Source organism: Falsiroseomonas oleicola (genome assembly GCF_019029495.1).
Classification (GTDB): domain Bacteria; phylum Pseudomonadota; class Alphaproteobacteria; order Acetobacterales; family Acetobacteraceae; genus Falsiroseomonas; species Falsiroseomonas oleicola.
The window spans coordinates 1,155,580-1,175,021 of sequence record NZ_JAERQM010000001.1 but is presented as its reverse complement, the minus strand read 5'-3'; the positions used below and the strand labels follow the sequence as shown (position 1 = coordinate 1,175,021).

Sequence of the window (19,442 nt, the reverse complement as noted above, 5' to 3'; positions counted from 1 at the left end):
AGACATCCGCCTTGCGGGGGGCCGCAGCAGCGGTGGGCGATGCGGGAGCAGCTGCAGGGGCAGGAACCATCACTTGCCGACCTCCTCGGTATGGCTGATGCCGCCCAGCCGGTGATCGATGTGGGAGTAGGACAGGCCGGCGGTGAACAGCGCCGCGAGGCTGACGAGGCCCCAGATCAGCAGCGATTCCGGGGCAAGCAGCGAGGTTCCGGAAAGCTGTCCGAGCGTCATCCCGGCGCCGATGCAGAACAGTGCCACCAGGATCATGCCGCGCCGCTTCAGCACGCCGCGCGCGGTCTTCCACAGCAGCAGCAGCGCCGTGCAGAGCAGCGCGCCGATGGCGATCTTGGCCCAGAACCAGGCGAAGCCATCCAGCAGCCAGTGCAGGTAGGAATAGCCGGAGGGGTTGTACAGCGCGAAGACGATGAACAGGCTGAACAGCCCCCGCGCCACCACGCCGCGCCAGTCGAAGCGCGCCGCGCTCATCGCCCGGCCAGCGCCTGCGGCAGGGCGGCGCGCCGGGTGACCAGATCGGCGAGCGCCGCGACCGCCGCATCCACCGCGCGACGGCGCTGCAGTTCCGCGCGCCACTCCGCCAGCGCCGCGGCGGCCGGGCCGTGCAGGGTCGCCAGCGCCTGATCGGCGGCCTCCAGCGCGCCCTGGTCGAGCAGCGCCTCCGCCGCCGTGATGGCGGCCAGCGCCGGGCTGTCACCGCCGCCGAAACGCGCGCCGAGGCGCATGGCGGTGGCCATCCAGCGCTGCCAGCGGCTGTCGCCCTGGCCCATCTCCGCCAGCACCGCCGCATCGGCCGCCACGCCGAAGCTGGCGGCGAGCTGGCGCGGCAGCGGCGCGCCCTGCGGCGCGATCGCCTCCAGCGGCGCCAGCAGCGCGACCCAGGCCGGATCGTCCCCGGTCAGCGCCCGGGTCACAGCCAAGGCGCGCGGGAAGGGGGCGGGCCGCGCCAGATGCGGCAGCAGCAACTCCGCCCCGGCCAGCGCCAGAAGGGCGCGATCGGGCGTGACGGGCTGCGCCCGGGCGGGCAGCGCCAGCGCCAGCAACAGCGAAAAGGTCAACAACCCGCGCATCAGCATCATCCGCACCATCATCCGCACCCCTGGGCCTCCGGTCGCAATGCGGCGTGGCGCGTGGCGAGGGCCGCCGCGACCGCCACCCGCCCCTGTTCGGCGATGCGCCGCTCCGCGCGTTCCAGCGCTTCCAGCGCCTGGGCCTCGAAGCTGCTGCGGTTGAGCGCCGAGTCGACGCGGTTCAGCACATAGTCGAGGCCCCAGGACAGGCCGACGCCGCCCGCCACGCCCACCGCGACGCCAGGCGTGCCGCCCAGCGCGTAGCCGAAGGCGCCGCCGGTCGCGACCAGGGACCCAGCCTCGCTGACCCGCAGCGCCACGGCGCCGAGCCGGGCCGCCATCGGCCGCATGGAGCGCAGGAAGACGCTGCTGCTGTCGGCACCTTCCTCCACCACCAGGGTCAGCGGATCGGTGCCGCCCGGATCGGGCAGGGCGTCCGCCAGCGGCCGCGACGCCGCCAGCAGGTCGAGGCGCGGCACCCCCACGGCGGCGGGTGCGATCAAGGCCACCTGCGGCAGGGCCGCGGCCTCCCGCGCCACGCGGGCCAGGGCCTCCTGCCAATCGAGTCCCGCGACGAAGGCGGCATGGGCGCGGTCGGCCTCCAGCGTGCCGGGCGGCAGGACAGGTTCCAGCACGCGCTGGCGAAATGCCTCCCGCACCGGGGTCGCCATGCCCTGGGCGATGCGATCCGACAGGGTGATGGCGGGGTCCTCGCCGGCGACTCCATCGGCCACGCCCTCCGCCACGCCGCGCATGGCGAGGCCCAGGACGCGATAGGCGGTCATGTAGCTCTGCACCCAGCCATAGGCCCAGTCGCCGAAGGCCGGCACCGCCTCCCGCGCCGGGGCCAGGCGCATGGCGGCGGCATCGGCCAGCAGCCGGCCGGCCAATGCCTCCAGCCGCGCGGCCTCGGCGACCAGGCGGGCATCCCAGGCGGCCAGCGCCTGTTCGGGCACGTCGCGCAGGCCGCAGCTTCCGTCCATGTTGCGCACGGCCATCGGCGCGGCGGAGGCCGGCAGGGCGAGCAGCAGGACAGCCAGGGCAATCCCCGCCTCGCGCCATGGACGCAGCCGGGCCATCGGACCTAGCTTCCGCGCATGGAATTCAGCGGCATCGGGACGATTCTCTGGGGCGGGGCGGAGGCGGCGCTCGCCATCCTGCTGGCGCTCGGCCTGCTGCGCCTGGCCAGCATCCTGTACGGCATGCTGGCGCCGCATGATGCGGAGGCCGTGCCCTTGCTGCATGTGCTGGCGCTGGCGGCCGGGCTGGCCAGTGGCGTCGCGCTGCTGCTGGCGGTGCCGCATGGCGATGATTTCCGCCTGTCGCGCATCTTCGTGGCGGAGGGGCCCTGGACCCTCGACCTGCCCGGCTTCCTGGCACGGCACGGCCTGCCAAGCCGCGCCACCCTGGACCATGCGGCGGAGCAACTCCGCCAGGGCGGGCTCGGCGCGATGCCCGGCGGGCTGGCGCTGCTGCTGCTGGCCAGCGGGCCACTTGCGGCGCTGCGCTGGTGGCGCGGCAAGGCGCGGCTGCGGGCGCTGGCCGCCTTCCTGCTGTTCGCCGCCAGCACCGCGCTGCTGCTGCACTACGCCATCCATCTGCTGGCCTGGATGCTGGCGCTGTTGAACTTCTGGCTGTTCGCCGTGCTGCTGGTGCTGTTCCAGCGCTGGCGCTACGCACCCCGTGGACATCATTGAACGGGGGGGCATCACGTCACCTCCATCAACGCCAGGAAGGGTCGCGGCGTCAGCAGCGCGGCGTCGCCGACGAAGGGAAAGGCGAGCTTCAGCGCCACCAGCAGCACCGCGCCGACGATCAGCGCGATCACCGCGCCCATGGTGTAGTGCAGCGCGATGTGGCCGCCGCCGAAGAACCACTGGAAGCTGATGGTGGCGACGGAGACGGTCAGCACCAGCGCCCAGATCAGCCCCGACAGGCTGCGCGACATCACCGAAAGCCGCGCGACGCGCGCCTGCGCCACCTCTGCCAGCCAGCCCGGCATCACCTGGCCCAGCGACTGCTGGCTGGTATTGACGCCATTGGCATCCAGGAAGGTTCGCGTCAGATGCTGGAAGGCGGCTTCGGAACCGGTGCTCGGCACACCCGCCTGCATCGCCGGCCAGTCCTGCGCCACCACGGCCCCGGCATAGAGGCGGATGGCCGTGCGCATCTCCTGCCGCAGCGTCGCGAAATCCGGACCGCTGAAGGTATCGACCGACAGCGCCAGCATGTAGAGGTTGTTGGTTTCCTGCTGCAGGCTGTCGCGCGCGGATTGATAGATGTCCCAGGCGCCTACCAGGGCGAGGGCGGCGACGACGGCGTAGATCTCCACCACGAAGCCGTATTTCACCGCGCCGATCTGCACGTTCGCCGCGAATTCCTGCGGTGTGAAGATCTGGTGCATGACATGGCCCAGGCCGAGCGCGAGCAGCAGCGGCACTGCGGTGGTCAGCGCGATGGCCATCCACCACGACATGGCGGCGATGTGGTGTGGCAGGGAAAGTTCCAATATCGCCCCTCCTGGGCAGGCCGCGGGACCGCCGTGCCATCCTGGGCACGGCGGTGCCTTCGCCTCAGTCGATGTCGATGTCGGCCTCGGTCCAGACCCAGTGACCCAAAGCGAGCCCCGCCGCCGCGCCGATCGCGGTGGCCAGCGCGCCGCCATGGATCAGCGCCGAGCCCGCCACGGCGCCGGCGAACAGGCCGACGCCGAGCGCCATGGCATGGCCCGCCGTGATCCGCTGCGAGGGCACTTCCGGCAGCGTGACCGACGGCAGGGTGACGGAGGGAATCGCCGGCGTCGTCAGCACGGCGGCGCCCTGCGCACGGGCGGCCTGGGGGGCCAGCGCGAGGCCCAGCATCAGCAATGCGGCAAGAAACGTCTTCATCGATTCACCCCTTCAGAGATGGAAAAAACTCAGCCCTCGATCGCGCGATACCAGCGGCGCGTGCGGATCAGGCGGCCGGATGGCTTGGGCTGGAGTTCCAGCTCCTCCATCTGCCGCTTCACCCGCGTCGCCGCTTCCCGCGGCGTCAGACCGTCTCCGGCGCGGGCGCGGTAGAAGGCGACCGCCTTGTCGAAATCCGGCCGCGCGACACGGCCACGGCGATCCGCCATGGTCTTCAGCAACATGCCGGAGGAGCGGCCGAGCTCGCCTTCCATGGCGACCCCGTCCTGCTCCGCGGCGGCGCGCAGCAAGCCGCTGGCCTCCTCCAGCCGCAGGCCGTAGCGGGTCAGCCCTTCCTCCAGCAGCCGGCGTTCCTCCGCCCGGTCGAGGAAGCGGCGGCCCTGGAGTTGCAGCTTCACCAGCTCGGCGAAGCGCATCCGGCCATCCTGGTCGGGAGCATACATGTCCGTCGTCTCCGCTCGGCGTTACAGCGATGCCGGACGCAGCGCGGGCGGCTGCGGCTGCGTCGGCATGTCCATGCCCTGAGGCTGCGTCGCCATGCCCTGCACCCGCGCATTCAGCCGGTCGATGGCGCGCAGGATGCGGCTGGCCTCGATGCCCAGCGGCGCATCCGTCGGCGTCAGCACGAACTTCACGCGCGGCAGCGGGAACAGGTCGACATCCACCTTGTCCACGGTGAAGCCGCCGATCTCCGTCGCATCCAGGATGCCGCGCACGATGGTCCGCTGCACCAGCGCCACCGGCCCCGGATTGCGCGCCGCATGCCGTTCCAGCATGCGCTCGACATAGTCGCGATCGGCTTCCGTCAGCTCCCGCGCCTGGCCGAAGGTCAGGCCGAAGGTCGGGATCAGGCCGATGCTGCTCTCGATCTCCTTCAGCTTGTAGCCGGCGATGTCCATCAGCCAGGTGAAGTCGTCATCCTGCGTCCGGCTGCGGTTCAGCGCGCCGTGGCGGCGCATGAAATGCGTGGTGCCGCCGCTGAAGCCGAACAGGTCCAGCACGCTGCCCAGCAGTTCCTCCGCCCGCTCGCCGATCCCGCCGCTGTCCGGCAGGTCCTGGAGCGGCACGGTGACGCGGGTGCGATCATCCGAAGCCGCGGGCTGCGCCAGCGCCACATCGCCCACGAGCGGCAGGGTGGCGAGGGCACCGGCGAGCAGCCAGGCAGTGGCGCGGCGGGCGGTGGGGGCGATGGGCATGGCGCGGCGCTCCTGCGTTCGGGTCATCGGGAGATCAGGGTCAGGCGCTCGGCGGTACGGCGCTGCGCGGCACGCTCGCCGGGGCCAAGGGGCACCAGGCCGGTGACGGAGAGGTAGCCGCCCGGGCCGGAGGCCGCCTCGCTGGCGGCTTCGTTCAGGAATTCGCGGATGCCGCGCACCACGCCGACGCCTTCCTGCATCCGCGTATGCTGCCGCTTGGCGTAGAGGTAGACGGTGCGCGTCGCGACATAGTCCTGCGCGTAGATCGAGGCCTGCGTCGGCAGCACGCCATCCAGTGACAGCGCCACCAGGTTGCCGCCGCTGGCGAGCAACTGGTCGAAGGAGATCACGCCGATGGTGCCGGGCGGGGCGGCGAGCAGCGCGGCCGGCACTTCAAGCCCGCCCATCCGCTGGATCCGCCCATCGTCCCGCGCCGTGATGCATTTGCCGCGGCGATAGGCAGCCTCGAACAGCAGGCGGATCGCCTTCACGTCACGGCAGCCACCCTCCAGCACCATGTCCTCGAACAGGCCGTTGGTGCCGGTGCCGAGATTGGGGGCCAGCACATGGATCTCCGTGCGCGGCAGGCTCGGCGCGACGTCGGACCACATCGCGCGGCGGTTCGGCACGAATTCCTCGTCGTCGATCCGTTCGGCGGCCAGCGCCTCCCACACCTGGCGGGAGGTCAGATTGGGCGTCGGCTCGCCACGTCGCACCGCCAGCAGCACGGCGCTGAGGCCGAGCCGCATCTCCACCACCTCCCGCACCCCATGTCCCTGGCAGGTTTCCAGCATGGTGCGCGGCATGCGCCGCACCGTGATCGCGATATCCGGGGTCTGCGGCCCGATCCCCGCGCAGAACAGCTCCAGCGCCGCGGTGGTCGGCAGGCCGCGCCGCGTCGGCTCCAGCGCACCCTCGTAGCGCTCGGCGAAACTCGCGCCGATCATGCGGGCGACGGTGCCGGCAGAGGTTGAGCTGATGACAACCAGGCGGTCGCGCATGGCGCCCTGCGCCAGGGCCGGCGCCGCGGCGCCGACGGCCATGGCAAGGCCGAGGAAAAGGCTGCGAAGGTGGCCCATGTTGGACTCCCGGGGGGATGGAGTGAAAAGGGGGATCAGGGCCGGCGGGTGGCGGCGGCGAGCGTGGGCTGCGTCGAGGGGGGGTTCAGCGCGCGCAGAAGCGTTTCCTGCACGGCCTGTTCCACCGCCATGCGGGCACGCGCCTGCGCCAGCCAGCCGGCGACCAGGGGTTGCAAGGCGGGGTCCAGCGCGCCGGCATCGGCCACGGCGCCGGCCAGGTTGCCGCGCCGCAGATGATCCGCGATGCCGGAAAGCCAGCCGCGCAGCGTGCCGGTGGCCTGGTTCAGCAGCGTCGTCTCGCTGGGGGCGCGCGCCAGAAGCTGCGGCGCCAAGGCGTTGAAGCGTTCACGCAGCTCCGCCTCGGCCGGCAGGCCGCGCGCCGCATGGCTCGCCAGCACTTCCGCCAGGGGACGCGGCAGGGCGCCCGGCGGGGCGAGTGCGACCATCGCCTGGTATTCGCGGAGCCAGGGGCGCGGCGTCGCGACGCTGGATTGCAGCAGCAGCGCCGCCATCATGAAGCGATCGGCCATCGGGCCGCGTTCGGCCAGGGTCGCCACGCGCTGCGCGCTGGCCTCGGCCAATTGCGCCGCGCTTTCGGCCCTTGCGATCTCATTCGCCATGCGGGCGGAGGCCTGGCGCAACAGCGTGTCCAGCGCCGCCGCCCGATCCTCCACCGCCAGGACGATGGCGGGGGTGGTGGCGCCAGCGGAAATCGGCGTGCCCGGCCAGAACAACAACAGCGCCGCGGCCGCCGCCGCCGCGCCCAGCGCGAAGCCCGCCAACGGCGCCGCTGCGCGCCGCCGGAGCGCCGCTTGGGGCCGTTCCATCAGGAACGGCGCGGGGTCGTCCCGCAAATTCAGTTCGATCGCCACGATTGTGTCGCCCCTGAACGTCGACCGCTTGTCGGTCGGCGCCCGGAGGATGACGGGGAGTGGTTGTGAAACCGTGAAGGTAACGCCGCGTTATGCTGCGGCGCGAAGTCGGACTACCCGGCGGAGGCCGCGTCGAAGCCATCCGGCACCCGGCCGCTAGGCTTCGCCGTGTCGTAGGCGCCGCGCGCCAGGAAGCGCCCGTCGCCCGGCTGCGCCAGCACTTCCCCGCCGCGCACCGCCACTTTGCCACCCGCGATGGTGACATGCGGAAAGCCCTTAACGGCGAAACCCTCCCACGGCGTGTAGTCGATGGCGTGGTGCAGGTCGGCATTGCGGATGGTTCGCTCGGCATCCGGATCCCAGATCACGATATCGGCATCGGCGCCCGGCATCAGGCTGCCCTTGCGCCCCGCCAGGCCGAACAGCCGCGCCGCATTGGCCGAACTCAGCCGGACGAAGTGCGGCAGGTCGATGCGGCCCTTCGATACGCCTTCCGAGAAAAGCACCGGCAACCGCGTCTCGATGCCCGGCACGCCATTCGGAATCGCGTTGAAGGCCGGCGTGCCATCCGCGCGCAGATTGGCGCTGCCCATGCCATAGCCGCCACTGCCCGGCGCACGCTTCGCCGTCGCGAAGGAAAAGCCGCAATGGTCGGAGGACACCACATCCAGCGTGCCATCCAGGATGCGGCGCCAGACCTTTTCGTTCTCCCCTTTCTCCCGCAAGGCCGGCGAGCACACCGCCTTGGCGCCCGCGAAATCCGGCCCCTGCAGGTCGTCATGCGACAGGGTCAGATACTGCGGGCAGGTTTCACCCCAGACCTTCACGCCACGCGCCCTCGCCCGGGCAATCTCCTCCGCCGCCTCCTCACAGCTCACGTGGAAAATCTGCACCGGCTGGTCCACCAGCTCCGCCAGCGCGATCGCGCGATGCGTCGCCTCCCGCTCCACCACCGGCGGACGCGACCAGGCATGCTGCAAGGGATCGGTCAGTCCGGCCTTCAGCAGCGCATCGATGCGCCAGCCAATGGCCTCGTAATTCTCCGCATGGATGGTGACGAAAGCCTGGTGCCGCCGCGCCACCGCCAGCACCTGGATCAACTGCGCATCATCCAGCCGCAGCGGATCATAGGTGAGGAACACCTTCAAACTGCGCACACCCCGCGCGATCAGCGCCGGAATCTCCCGCTCAAGCACCTCCGGCGTCGGATCGGTGATGATCTGGTGAAAGGAATAATCACAGCGCGACCGCGCCGCCCTGGCCTCATAGCCCGGCGCACTGGCCGCCAGCGAATGCCCCTTCCACTGCGGCAAAAAACAGATGAACGAGGTCGTCCCGCCCGCCAGCGCCGCCGCCGAGCCACTGGCGAAACTCTCCTCATGCACCGACCCGTCCTGGCCCAACTCCTCCAGGTGGCAATGCGGATCCAGGCCACCCGGCGTGACAATCATGCCCCGCGCGGACACCTCCTCCCGCCCCGCCGACAAACCGCGGCCCAAAGCCACGATCCGCCCACCCAGAATCCCAATATCCCCCTCAAACACCTCCGCCGCCGTGGCCACCAAACCACCCCGCACCACCAGGTCAAACGCCCGCTCCACCATCACCGAAACCCTCTCATCGCCAAACCATCACCGTGCGCATCCACCCCGCCCTTGTCCACCAGAGGTCGCGGCCGGGATGGCGATGGTTCCGAGGGAATGGCGTGGGAGGTGGTGCTGGTGATTGCAGGGGGACGCTGTCCCCCTGCACCCCCTGCCAGGAGGCAGTGGCCTCCTGGACCTCAGGACCTTGAAGGGAAATGGAGAGGGGCCCGCGGTACCGCATGTTCGACGGTCCCTCTGGCCCCTCTCCATTTCCCTTCATGAATCAAAGGGTTCCAAGGGGCCACTGCCCCTTGGCAGGTGAGGTGCGGGGAGGACAGCGTCCTCCCCGCGAACAACCAGCGCCACCCTCTCCGGGGCCATTCCCCTCAGACCACGCCTTCGGCTGCGCCTGTGGCGAAGGGGGCGAGGCGGCTGCGGATGAGGGTGGCGATGGCGTGGATGGCGGCGCGGCGGGGGAAGGTGGTGCGGGCGACGAGGCGGATTTGGCGGCCGGTGTTGCCGTGCAGGGGGCGGAGGGTGATGCCGGTGTCGCGGGCGGTGCCGGCGGCGAGGCCGGGGATGAGGGTGGTGCCGTAGCCGGCGGCGACCATGTTCATGAGGGTGGAGAGGGAGGCGGCGCGGAGTGCGCCGGCGTGGGGGCCGGCCTGGCCGCAGGCGGCCAGCGCCTGGTCGCGCAGGCAGTGGCCGTCGGCCAGCACCAGGATGTCGGGGGCCAGGTCTTCTTCGTGGATGCGGTCCTGCTGGGTGAGTTTGTGGTCGGGGGGCAGGGCGGCGAGGAAGGGTTCGGTGAACAGGTCCTGCGATTCCAGGTCCGGGGTTTCGCTGTCGGTGGCGAGCAGGGCGGCGTCGAGGTCGTGGCTGCGGAGCCGTTCGAGCAAAGCGTGGGTCATGTCTTCCCAGGGTTCGATGACCAGGTCGGGCAGGGCGTCGCGCAGCGGGCCGAAGACCAGGGGCAGCAGGTAGGGGGCGAGCGTCGGGATGACGCCGAGGCGCAGCCGGCCGCGCAGCGGGTCGCGGGAGGCCTGGGCTAGGGCCAGCATGGCGTCGGCGGCGTCGATGGCGGTGCGGGCATGGGCCAGCAGGGCTTCGCCGGCGGCGGTGGGGACGACGGATTTGTTGGTGCGTTCGAACAGGACGACGCCGAGTTCCTCCTCCAGCTTGCGGAGTTGGGTCGACAGGGTGGGCTGGCTGATGTGGCAGAGTTCGGCGGCGCGGCCGAAGTGGCGGTGTTCCGCCACGGCCAGCGCGTAGCGCAGGTCGCGCAGGTTCATGGGGTGCGGACCTCCCTGGTTTGTCCTTGGCGATTGCCTTTACCAGGGGTGGTTCGCGGAGGATCATTCATCCTGTCTATCGTTGTGGTTGATGCGCGCGATGTCCAGGGGCGCGGTGCGGATGGCATCCGGGTGGTGCGCCCTCTTGCGCCGGGCCGGGTATTGCCCCTACCTCCCGCCCCGCATGGGCGGCCGCAGGCTGTCCGCGCGGCGCGTTCCGGCGCGCGACCGGCGCTTGAGGGCATGGACGCATGAACTGGATTTCCGACTGGGCGCTGCCGAAGGTGAAGGCTCTGTTCGGGCAGCCGCGGGAGGTGCCGGACAATCTCTGGCACAAATGCCCGGCTTGCGAGCAGATGATCTTCCACCGCGACCTGGAGCGGAACCTGCATGTCTGCACCCATTGCGGGCATCACATGCGGCTGTCCGCCGCGGCGCGGGTGAAGGCGACGCTGGATGAGGGATGGTCGCGCATCGAGCTGCCGAAGGCGCCGGCAGACCCGCTGCGTTTCCGCGACCAGCGCAAATATGCCGACCGTCTGAAGGAAGCGCAGCAGAAATCCGGCATGGATGATGCGGTGCTGGTGGCGCAGGGCCAGATCCTGGGCCGCAAGGCGGTGCTCGGCGTGTTTGAATTCGGCTTCATGGCCGGGTCCATGGGCGCCGGGGTGGGGGAGGCGCTGGTGACGGCCGCCAAGCTTGCCGTGCTGCAGGATGCGCCGCTGATCGTCTTCACCGCCTCCGGCGGCGCGCGCATGCAGGAAGGCGCGATCAGCCTGATGCAGATGCCGCGCACGGTGATCGCGACGCGCATGGTGAAGGAGGCCGGGCTGCCCTTCATCGTCGTGCTCTGCGACCCGACCACGGGCGGCGTGACCGCCAGCTTCGCCATGCTGGGCGATATCCAGATCGCCGAGCCTAATGCGCTGATCGGCTTCGCCGGCGCCCGCGTCATCGAGCAGACGGTGCGGGAGAAGCTGCCGGAGGGCTTCCAGCGGGCCGAATACCTGTTGGAGCACGGCATCCTGGACATGGTGGTGAAGCGGCATGACATGCGCGCCACCCTGGCGCAGGTGATTTCCCTGCTGCGCGAGCCGACACTGCCGGCGGAGGCCCCGCCCGAGGCCCTGCCGGCCTTGGCGCCGCCGGAGCCCGCCGAGGTGGTGGCCGAGGCCGTGAAGCCGGCGTGAGCACCCTGCCATCCTCGCGCAGCGAGGAGATTATCGACCGGCTGCATGGCCTGCATCCGAAGCTGATCGACCTCAGCCTGGAGCGGCTGCAGCGCTGCCTGGCGGCGCTGGATCATCCCGAACGGCGACTGCCGCCGGTGGTCCATGTCGCCGGCACCAATGGCAAGGGCAGCACCTGCGCCTTTCTGCGCGCCATCGCGGAAGCCGCCGGGCTGCGCGTGCATGTCTTTACGAGTCCGCACCTCGTTTCCTTCCATGAACGCATCCGGCTGGCCGGTGAGCTGGTGACGGAAGCGGCGCTGATCGCGGCGCTGGAGCATGTGGAACAGGCGAATGCCGGGCTGCCGATCACGGTGTTCGAGGTGACGACGGCCGTCGCCCTGCACCTGTTCGCCAGCGTCCCGGCCGACCTGCTGGTGCTGGAGGTCGGGCTGGGGGGGCGGTTCGACGCGACCAATGTGGTGGACCGCCCAGCGGCGACCGCGATCGCCAGCATCTCCCTCGACCACATGGACTTCTTCGGCGAGGACATTTCCCGCATTGCCTGGGAGAAGGCTGGCATCATCAAGCCCGGCGTGCCCTGCGCCACCGGCGCCCAGCCGGCGGCGGCGCTGGCGGTGATCGAGGCCGAGGCCAGCGCCCAGGGCGCGCCCCTGGCGGCCCGGGGCCAGGCCTGGGACATGACGCGCCATGCCGACGGCACGCTGACCTTCCGCGACGGGGCCGGCACCCTCGACCTGCCGCGCCCCGGCCTGATCGGCCCGCACCAGGCGGACAATGCCGGCATTGCCATCGCCGCGCTGCGCGGCTGGAACCCGCCTTGGCTGACCGAGGCGGCGATCCGGGACGGTGTGGCGACCGCGAACTGGCCGGCGCGGATGCAGCGCCTGACCGGGCTGGCGGCGCTGCTGCCGCCGGATTGGGAGCTGTGGCTGGATGGCGGCCATAATGCCGGCGCCGGCGTGGTGCTCGGCCAGCATATCCGGGAGAGCTTTGGCGACCGGCCGCTGCATGTGCTGGTCGGCATGAAGGCCGGCAAGCAGGTGCCGGAATTCCTCGCGCCCATCATTCCCGCGGCCAGCAGCCTCTGGGCGGTGGCGGAGCCGGGGCAGCACCTGGCGATGAGCGTGGAGGGCGTGGTCGCCGCCAGTGGCGGCACCGCCCATCCGGGCGGCACGGTGGAACAGGCCCTGGCCGCCCTGCCGCGCGAGGGTGGCCCGGCCCGGGTGCTGATCTGCGGCAGCCTTTACCTGGCCGGGGAAGTGCTGAAACTCGAAAATCTCAACGGCGCGCCGCGTCCTATTCTCAACGGCGCGCCGCGCCGGGCGTGACCCCGAAGGCGGCCCGGAAGGCGGCACCGAAGGCCGGCGCGCTGGCATAGCCGACGGCGGCGGCGGCGCGGGCCGGGGGCTCGCCACCGGCCAGCCGGGCGGCGGCCTCGGTCAGGCGCAAGGTCTGGCGCCAGCGGGCGAAGGACAGGCCGGTTTCCGCCTGGAAGCGGCGCTCCAGCGTGCGCGGGCTGGCGCCGGCCAGCAGCGCCCAGTCCTCCAGCGTGCGGCCGCTTGCCGGGTCGGCGCGCAGGGCGGCGGCCAGGCGCTTGAGGCGCGGGTCATGCGGCTCCGGCACCCGGAAGGGCAGTGCGGGCGCGCGGGCGATCTCATCCAGGATCAGCGCGGCCAGATGCCCGCCCCGGCCCTGCGGGTCCCATTCCAGCGGCTCCGCGCAGGCGGCCAGGATCAGTTCCCGCAACAGGGGTGACACGGCGAGCACGGTGGTCGCGGCGGGGCCGGCCCGGGCGGCGTCGGCGCGCAGGAACAGCGCCCGCATCGCGACCTGGCCTTGCGTCACCACCTGATGCGCGGTGCCGGCGGGCATCCACAGCGCATGCAGCGGCGGCACCAGGAAGCCGGCCTCGTCGGTGGTGATCCGCATCACCCCCTGGGTGGCGTAGATCAACTGCACCCGCCCATGCATGTGACGCGGCGTGTGTTCGCCATCCGCATAGTCCCGGGCGAAGGCGGCCAGCGGGCGGTCCACTGCATCCTGCGGCATGTCGGCGCGCAGGGGGGCGGGAATTTGGCGAGTTCGCGACATGACCTGTCCGGACGTCGATCAGGCGCCAGGACTAGCATGCTTCCAGCAAGGGGAAACACCATCATGGACGCGGCCCAGCGGCAGATCTGGTTCGTCAACGCGGCGCATATCTTCACCCATTACGGGCTGCTGATCCTGGCCACCGCCGTGCTGGCCATCGTGCTGCAGGAACCGGCGATGTTCGGCACGGATTACGGGCCGATCCTGGCGCTGGGGACGGGGATGTTCGTGCTCTATGGCCTCGGCAGCCTGCCGATGGGCTGGCTGGCGGAACGCTTCGGGCGGCCGGCGCTGATGGTGGCCTTCTTCCTCGGCAGCGGCGCCGCGCTGGTGCTTTCGGCTTTCGCCCCCGGCCCGTACTGGCTGGCGGCGGGGCTGGCGCTGATGGGGGCCTTCAGCGCCATCTACCACCCGATCGGCACGGCGATGCTGGTGGATGCGGCCGGGGCGCGCGTCGGCGCGGCCATGGGCATCAACGGCGTCTTCGGCAATCTGGGCGTGGCGCTGGCGCCGGTCGTCACGGCCTTCCTCGCCGCCTGGCTCGGCTGGCGCTGGGCCTTCGCAGTGCCGGGCGCGCTCTGCATCCTGGTCGGGTTGCTCTATCTGCGGGAGGGGCCGGAGGACGTCGCCAAGAACAAGGCCGCCGGAAAGCCCTTTCCCGAGATTCCCGCTGCGGTGGTGCGCCGCGCGGTGGTGGTGCTGCTGAGCCTCGCCACCGTCTCCGGCTTCATCTTCAACGCCTTCACCCTGCTACTGCCGAAGCTGATGGCCGAACGGCTGGCGGACAGCCCGGACCTGCTGCCGGTGGTGGGTCTGCTCGCCTTCCTGGTGACGATCTGCGGCGGGCTGACGCAGTTCACCGTGGGGCGGATGATCGACCGCAACACGCTGAAGCGCATCTTCCTGCCGCTAGCCTGCATCCAGATGCCCGGCTTTCTGCTGCTGTCGCAATTGCAGGGCTGGATGGTGCTGCCGGTGGCCGGGGTCATCGCGGCGGCGATCTTCGGGCAGGTGACGGTGAACGAGACGATGACGGCGCGCTACGTCGCCCCGGCGCTGCGGGCGAAGCTGTATTCGATTCGCTTCTTCGTGGGGTTCCTGGGCGCCGCGGCGGCCAGCCCGGTCATCGCCTGGCTGCATGCCACGGCGGGCGGGCTGGGCAGTGTGCTGCTGCTGCTGGCCGGCGTCGCCGCCGTGACCTTCCTCTGCGCCCTGGCCTTCCCGGATCGGAAGGAGGAACTGGCGCCGGAACTCTGGGCGGCGCCCCGCCCTGGTCCTGCCACGCCGCAGCCGGCGGAGTAGGCCCCCCTGGCATGCCAAAAAAAAGGCCGCCAACCCGTTGGGGTAGCGGCCTAAGTCAAACAGGGAGGCTTCACGTCTGGGAGACGAAGGGGTTCGGGAGACCCGAATGACCCTGATCCAGCGTCGCCGCCGGAACACAGCCTACATAGTGTGCGCTGCGGCAAAAATGTTGGGCAAAAAGCCGCTACCCGCCATGCGCCAGACGCATGCAATATCGAACACAACCTCGTTAACCACAGAACTCAAGGCAGCGATCGCGAAATGCGATCAGCCGGCCTGCTGCATCCGGGCCGGCATCGCCAGCTCCGCCACCAGGAAGTCGCGGAACACGGCGACGCGCTTGGAATGGCGCAGCTCCTCCGGATAGACGAAATAGGCCTCGATCCGCGGTGCCTTGAGGTCGGGCAGCACCTGCACCAGCCCGTCCAGCTCCTCGCCCATGTAGTCGGGCAGGGCGGCGAGGCCGAGGCCGCTGCGGACGGCGGCCAGGATGCCGGGAAGGCTGTTCATCTCCAGCATCGCACGCCGGGTGGAGCCGGGGCGGCGCCCGGCCTCCTGCAACCAGTTGATGCTCTCCACCGGCGGGCGGTAGTCGCCATAGACGATCATGCGATGCGCATCGAGATCCTCGGCCCGCATCGGCATGCCGGCGGTCTTGAGGTAGTCGGGCGAGCCGCAGACGCGCCAGCCGAAATTGCCCAGGTTGCGCTGGATCAGGTCCGGCTGCCGGGGCGGATGCAGGCGGATGGCCACATCCGCCTCCCGCATCGCGAGATCCAGGTCGGCATCGTCCAGCACGATGGTCAGCGTCACATCCGGATGCATCTGCATGAAGCGGCGCAGCCGGGGCGCCAGCCAGAGGCTGCCGAAGCCGGTGGTGGTGGTGACCTTCAGCCGGCCGGTCGGCCGTTCCCGGCTTTCGGTCAGCAGCGCCTCGGTCATCGCCAGCTTGGCGAAAACCTCCCGCACCGCGCGGTTCAGGGTCTCGCCCTGCTCGGTCAGGATCAGGCCGCGGGCGTGGCGGTGGAACAGGGGGACCTGCAGCGCCTCCTCCAGCGCCTGGATCTGGCGGGAGACGGCGGATTGGGAGAGGTTCAGCGTCTCTCCGGCATGGGTGAAGGACCCGGCCTCGGCGACGGCGTGGAAAACGCGCAGCTTGTCCCAATCCAACGGCATGCCCGCGCCCGATTCCCTGTTTCAGTTCGTGGCAAGGTGACATGCCGCGATTCGGTTTGAGTAGCATGCTGATGACAGTTCGGGCGCTTTTTTCCCAGGCCTGCCGTCCAAAAGCGCAAAAATGCCTGTGCCGAACCGCCCCGCCCCGTCGGATCAGGCCGCCTCGACCTCCACGGCCGGCAGATGCGCCAGGAACTTCTCCGCCTCCAGCGCCGCCATGCAGCCGGTGCCGGCGGCGGTGACCGCCTGGCGGTAGATCTTGTCCTGCACGTCGCCGGCGGCAAACACGCCCGGGATGGTGGTCTGCGTGGTGCCCGGGGTGGTGCGGATATAGCCCTCCGCATCCATGCCGAGCTGGCCCTTGAACAGCGCGGTCGCCGGGTCGTGCCCGATGGCCACGAACAGCCCGTGCACCGGCAGCTCCCGCGCCGCCCCGGTCTTCAGGTTGCGCAGCGCCAGCGCGCGGGCCACCGCCACCCGGCCGCTGGCATCCGCCAGCACCGACTCCACCGCCGTGTCCCAGATGACCGTGACATTCGGCCGTTCGAACAGCCGCTGCTGGAGGATCTTCTCCGACCGCAGGCTGTCGCGGCGGTGGATCAGCGTGACGTGGCGCGCCAGGTTGGACAGGTACAGCGCCTCCTCCGTCGCGGAATTGCCGCCGCCGACCACGGCCACATCCTTGCCGCGATAGAAGAAGCCGTCGCAGGTGGCGCAGGCGGAGACGCCGAAGCCCGAAAGCTCCTTCTCCCCCGGAATGCCCAGCCAGCGGGCCTGCGCGCCCGTGGCGATCACCAGCGCCTCCGCCAGGTAGACCGCCCCCGAATCGCCGGTGCAGCGGAAGGGGCGGCGGCTGAGGTCGACGGCGGTGATGACATCCTGCACCACCTCCGCGCCCACATGCGTCGCCTGGGCCTGCATCTGCTCCATCAGCCAGGGGCCCTGGATCGGCTCGGCGAAGCCGGGAAAGTTCTCCACCTCCGTGGTGATGGTCAACTGCCCGCCGGGCTGAAGCCCGGCCACCACCAGCGGCTTCAACCCGGCGCGGGCGGCGTAGATGGCGGCGGTGTAGCCGGCGGGGCCGGCACCGAGGATCAGCAGGCGGGTGGCGATTGTCTGGGACACGGGATTGATCCGGCTGGAGGCAAAGCGTTGCGCTGCATATCGGCCGTGCCCGGTGAATGCTCAACCCGCCTTGTCGTCCTATGCCATCTCGCGTGTGAATCGACGGAGAACGTCTTGTAGATCGGCGAAGTCGAAAGGATATTGCGCCTGGAACCCCCAGCCGGGACATGACGGACTTAATGACCGAGGACCTTCCACCGGATATCGACGATGTGGACCGCCAGATCCTGGCGGAGCTGCAGGCCGATGGCCGGATGACCAATGTCGAACTGGCCCGCCGCGTCGGCCTTTCCGCCCCCCCCTGCCTGCGCCGCGTGCGGCGGCTGGAGGAGCAGGGGGTGATCCGCGGCTACCACGCCGACCTCGACCCGCAGGTGCTGGGCTGGGAGATCACCTTCTTCGCCCTGGTCGGGCTGGAAACCCAGAAGCAGTCGGTGCTCCAGGCCTTCGAGCAGATGGTCTGCGAATGGCCGGAGGTGCGCGAATGCCACATGATCCGTGGCGGCGGCGACTTCATGCTGCGCCTCGTCGCCCGCGACACGGCGCATGAGAACGCCCTGACCGGGCGGCTGACCGGCGCCGCCCATGTGCTGCGGGTGCAGACCCTGCAGACCATCCACACCACAAAGGACATCTCCGGCGTGCCGGTGGAGGGTGCGCCTGCGTGAGCCGTGCCGGCCGGGCCGCCGCGATCGCGGCCATCGCCTTGTGGCTGGGTGGGGCGGCCCTGGCCGCCGAGCCACCCGCCCCGGCGGAATGCCCACCCGGCCTGCCGGAGAGCACCACCTGCCTGCGCGGCCGTGACAGCCATGGCGCCTTCCTGCTGATCGCCCGGCCGGCGAACTGGCATGGGGGCCTCATCACCCATATCTTCGGCGGCCCGCGCATGGCCCCGCCGGCCCGCGACACCACCGATGAAGACCTGCTGCGCTACAGCGAATTCCTCGACCAGGGCTGGGCCTGGGTCTCCACCAGCCGCCGCCGCGCCGGCTTCGCCATCCGCCGCGCCGGGGAGGATACGCTGGAGGCGCGGCGGATCGCCGGGCAGGTGCTCGGGCCCATCCGCTTTAGCCTGCTGCATGGCCAGTCCTGGGGCGCCGCCGTCGCCGCCCGCGCGATCGAGACGTTGAACGAACCGGGCGCGGATGGCACCCGCCCCTGGCAGGCGGCGCTGCTCACCTCCGGCGTGCTGGCCGGGCCGAGCCGCGCCTATGACATGCGCGTCGACCTGCGCGCCGCCTTCCAGGCGATCTGCGGCACCCATCCCCGGCCGGAGGAGACGCAGTATCCTGTCACGCTGGGCCTGCCCCGCGGCGTCCGGATGGCGCGGCAGGAGCTGATGGACCGCTACCTGGCCTGCACCGGGGCGGAGCTGGCGCCGGAGCAGCGATCCCCGGCCCAGCTTCGGGCGCTGTCCGACCTCTCGGCCGCCAGCCGCATTCCGGAATGGGCGATTCCGGGCCACCTCACCTGGGCCACCACCCTGTTCGCCGATATCGCCTGGCAGATGATGGAGGGGCGCAGCGCCTTCGGGAACCAGTCGGTGCGCTACAGCGGCACCTCCGACGACGCCGCGCTCAATGCCCGCATCCCGCGCATCGCCCCGGACCCGTCGGCGGCGGCGCGCCTCGCGGAGGATGGCGACCCGACCGGCCGCATCGCCGTTCCCGTCCTGACCCTGCATGGGGTGGAGGACATGACCGCCTTCGTCGAGCATGAGGCCGCCTATCGCACCACGCTGGAGGCGGCGGGCACCGACCATCTGCTGCTTCAGGTCTTCACCGAGGAGATGGAGCATTCCAAGCTCTCCGGCCCGATCTACGCCGCCGCCGCCGCCGCGCTGCGCGACTGGGCGGAAACCCGGCGCCGCCCCAATGCCAGTGAAATCCGCGGCCGTTGCGAGGCCCTGGCCAGCCGCGCCACCGGCCCGTGCCGCATCCTGCCCGACTACCAGCCGCGACCCTGGACCAGCCGCGTCAACCCCAGGTGATGCGGGGCGGCGTGGCGGCCTCCGGCTCGGCGGGGTGCGCCGCTGCGCCACGGCCTGTTTTCAAGGGTGTCAGCGCATAGAGCGTCGCCGCCGTGAACAGGCAGACGGTCACCGCGACATGATAGCTGCCCAGCGCCACCGCCGCGCCCATGGCGCCGGTCGCCCAGATACTGGCCGCCGTCGCCGTGCCACGGATGGCCGCGCCACCCTTCAGGATGGCGCCTGCGCCGATGAAGCCGATGCCGGTGATCACGCCTTCCACGATGCGGGCAGTGGCTTCCGGGCTGTCGGCGGTGATGCTCTCCGCCGCCTGGACGAAGCCGCAACTGGCGATGGCCACCAGGGGGAAGGTGCGCAGGCCGGCGCTGTTGCTCTCCCGCTCCCGGTTCCAGCCGATGATGAAGGCCAGCGCATAGGCCAGGCCGAGATCCCGGATGTTCGGGCCGTAGCTCCGGGCCAGGTCACCGGCCAGTTCGGTCAGCCAACTCGTCTCCACGCGCAGCACCCTCCGCGCCCGGCCGGCGGTGGCCGTGGCGCGGCAGAACA

21 protein-coding genes are annotated in these 19,442 nt (G+C 70.9%); 6 read left to right on the top strand and 15 right to left on the bottom strand.

Translation table 11 applies throughout. The features are described from left to right. Positions 1–69: 69 nt before the first annotated feature. Genes JJQ90_RS05620 through JJQ90_RS05610 form a run of 3 tightly spaced genes read right to left on the bottom strand, consistent with a single transcriptional unit; the run spans position 70 to position 2,164 of the window. Entirely contained in the window at positions 70–486 is a 417-nt protein-coding gene (locus JJQ90_RS05620; protein ID WP_216873462.1) for a DUF6524 family protein, read from the bottom strand. After that, a complete protein-coding gene (locus JJQ90_RS05615) occupies positions 483–1,094 on the bottom strand; it encodes a hypothetical protein (RefSeq protein ID WP_216873461.1) in 612 nt (203 codons plus the stop codon). Before JJQ90_RS05615 ends, JJQ90_RS05620 begins: the two co-directional genes overlap by 4 nt. Before the next feature lie 8 nt (positions 1,095–1,102). Further along, positions 1,103–2,164: a hypothetical protein gene (locus JJQ90_RS05610; protein ID WP_216873460.1), complete on the bottom strand. Its 1,062-nt coding sequence runs from the start codon at positions 2,162–2,164 to the stop codon at positions 1,103–1,105. Between the two features lie 18 nt (positions 2,165–2,182). Between JJQ90_RS05610 and JJQ90_RS05605 the strand changes: the two genes are divergently transcribed. Further along, positions 2,183–2,782, top strand: coding sequence for a hypothetical protein (locus JJQ90_RS05605; protein ID WP_216873459.1), 600 nt, complete (start codon positions 2,183–2,185; stop codon positions 2,780–2,782). 11 nt (positions 2,783–2,793) lie between these two features. Here the strand turns inward: JJQ90_RS05605 and JJQ90_RS05600 are convergent, their stop codons facing one another. From JJQ90_RS05600 to JJQ90_RS05565, 8 genes are all read right to left on the bottom strand, one after another. Then, on the bottom strand, positions 2,794–3,594 hold the full coding sequence (locus tag JJQ90_RS05600) for a bestrophin-like domain (protein ID WP_216873458.1): 801 nt from the start codon (positions 3,592–3,594) through the stop codon (positions 2,794–2,796). 64 nt (positions 3,595–3,658) lie between these two features. Then, complete coding sequence (locus tag JJQ90_RS05595; RefSeq protein WP_216873457.1) at positions 3,659–3,973, bottom strand: hypothetical protein; 315 nt, start codon at positions 3,971–3,973, stop codon at positions 3,659–3,661. Between the two features lie 29 nt (positions 3,974–4,002). Next, positions 4,003–4,437, bottom strand: coding sequence for a hypothetical protein (locus JJQ90_RS05590; protein WP_216873456.1), 435 nt, complete (start codon positions 4,435–4,437; stop codon positions 4,003–4,005). A 21-nt stretch (positions 4,438–4,458) separates the two neighbouring features. Continuing rightward, positions 4,459–5,190, bottom strand: coding sequence for a hypothetical protein (locus tag JJQ90_RS05585; protein WP_216873455.1), 732 nt, complete (start codon positions 5,188–5,190; stop codon positions 4,459–4,461). 23 nt (positions 5,191–5,213) lie between these two features. Beyond that, positions 5,214–6,269 carry a PstS family phosphate ABC transporter substrate-binding protein gene (locus JJQ90_RS05580; protein WP_216873454.1) on the bottom strand — a complete coding sequence of 352 codons (1,056 nt, stop codon included), beginning with the start codon at positions 6,267–6,269 and terminating at the stop codon, positions 5,214–5,216. A gap of 35 nt (positions 6,270–6,304) precedes the next feature. Beyond that, complete coding sequence (locus tag JJQ90_RS05575) at positions 6,305–7,141, bottom strand: hypothetical protein (protein ID WP_216873453.1); 837 nt, start codon at positions 7,139–7,141, stop codon at positions 6,305–6,307. Positions 7,142–7,254: 113 nt separating this feature from the next. Beyond that, positions 7,255–8,745 (bottom strand): dihydropyrimidinase, encoded by a 1,491-nt coding sequence (hydA, locus tag JJQ90_RS05570; protein ID WP_216873452.1) that lies wholly within the window; start codon positions 8,743–8,745, stop codon positions 7,255–7,257. Positions 8,746–9,113: 368 nt separating this feature from the next. Further along, positions 9,114–10,019, bottom strand: a complete 906-nt coding sequence (locus JJQ90_RS05565; RefSeq protein WP_216873451.1) for a LysR substrate-binding domain-containing protein — start codon at positions 10,017–10,019, stop codon at positions 9,114–9,116. Positions 10,020–10,270: 251 nt separating this feature from the next. Here JJQ90_RS05565 and accD point away from each other — a divergent pair, with 251 nt between their 5' ends. Then, positions 10,271–11,209 carry an acetyl-CoA carboxylase, carboxyltransferase subunit beta gene (gene accD / locus JJQ90_RS05560; RefSeq protein ID WP_216873450.1) on the top strand — a complete coding sequence of 313 codons (939 nt, stop codon included), beginning with the start codon at positions 10,271–10,273 and terminating at the stop codon, positions 11,207–11,209. A gap of 5 nt (positions 11,210–11,214) precedes the next feature. Continuing rightward, positions 11,215–12,540, top strand: a complete 1,326-nt coding sequence (locus JJQ90_RS05555) for a bifunctional folylpolyglutamate synthase/dihydrofolate synthase (RefSeq protein WP_216873788.1) — start codon at positions 11,215–11,217, stop codon at positions 12,538–12,540. On the opposite strand, the gene JJQ90_RS05550 is transcribed toward JJQ90_RS05555, so the two are convergent. Further along, complete coding sequence (locus JJQ90_RS05550; protein ID WP_230410347.1) at positions 12,515–13,261, bottom strand: AraC family transcriptional regulator; 747 nt, start codon at positions 13,259–13,261, stop codon at positions 12,515–12,517. The two genes, JJQ90_RS05555 and JJQ90_RS05550, sit on opposite strands and share 26 nt — an antisense overlap. Positions 13,262–13,366: 105 nt before the next feature. On the opposite strand from JJQ90_RS05550, the gene JJQ90_RS05545 reads away from it, so the two are divergent. After that, positions 13,367–14,605, top strand: a complete 1,239-nt coding sequence (locus JJQ90_RS05545; protein ID WP_216873448.1) for an MFS transporter — start codon at positions 13,367–13,369, stop codon at positions 14,603–14,605. A gap of 267 nt (positions 14,606–14,872) precedes the next feature. Here the strand turns inward: JJQ90_RS05545 and JJQ90_RS05540 are convergent, their stop codons facing one another. Beyond that, positions 14,873–15,781, bottom strand: a complete 909-nt coding sequence (locus tag JJQ90_RS05540) for a LysR family transcriptional regulator (protein WP_216873447.1) — start codon at positions 15,779–15,781, stop codon at positions 14,873–14,875. 153 nt (positions 15,782–15,934) lie between these two features. Further along, positions 15,935–16,906, bottom strand: a complete 972-nt coding sequence (trxB, locus tag JJQ90_RS05535) for a thioredoxin-disulfide reductase (RefSeq protein ID WP_216873446.1) — start codon at positions 16,904–16,906, stop codon at positions 15,935–15,937. A gap of 179 nt (positions 16,907–17,085) precedes the next feature. Here trxB and JJQ90_RS05530 point away from each other — a divergent pair, with 179 nt between their 5' ends. Further along, positions 17,086–17,574, top strand: a complete 489-nt coding sequence (locus JJQ90_RS05530) for an Lrp/AsnC family transcriptional regulator (protein ID WP_216873445.1) — start codon at positions 17,086–17,088, stop codon at positions 17,572–17,574. Then, entirely contained in the window at positions 17,571–18,896 is a 1,326-nt protein-coding gene (locus JJQ90_RS05525) for a hypothetical protein (protein ID WP_216873444.1), read from the top strand. The genes JJQ90_RS05530 and JJQ90_RS05525 overlap by 4 nt, the downstream gene beginning before the upstream one ends. On the opposite strand, the gene JJQ90_RS05520 is transcribed toward JJQ90_RS05525, so the two are convergent. Then, positions 18,883–19,392 carry an MgtC/SapB family protein gene (locus JJQ90_RS05520; protein WP_216873443.1) on the bottom strand — a complete coding sequence of 170 codons (510 nt, stop codon included), beginning with the start codon at positions 19,390–19,392 and terminating at the stop codon, positions 18,883–18,885. The two genes, JJQ90_RS05525 and JJQ90_RS05520, sit on opposite strands and share 14 nt — an antisense overlap. Positions 19,393–19,442 lie beyond the last annotated feature (50 nt).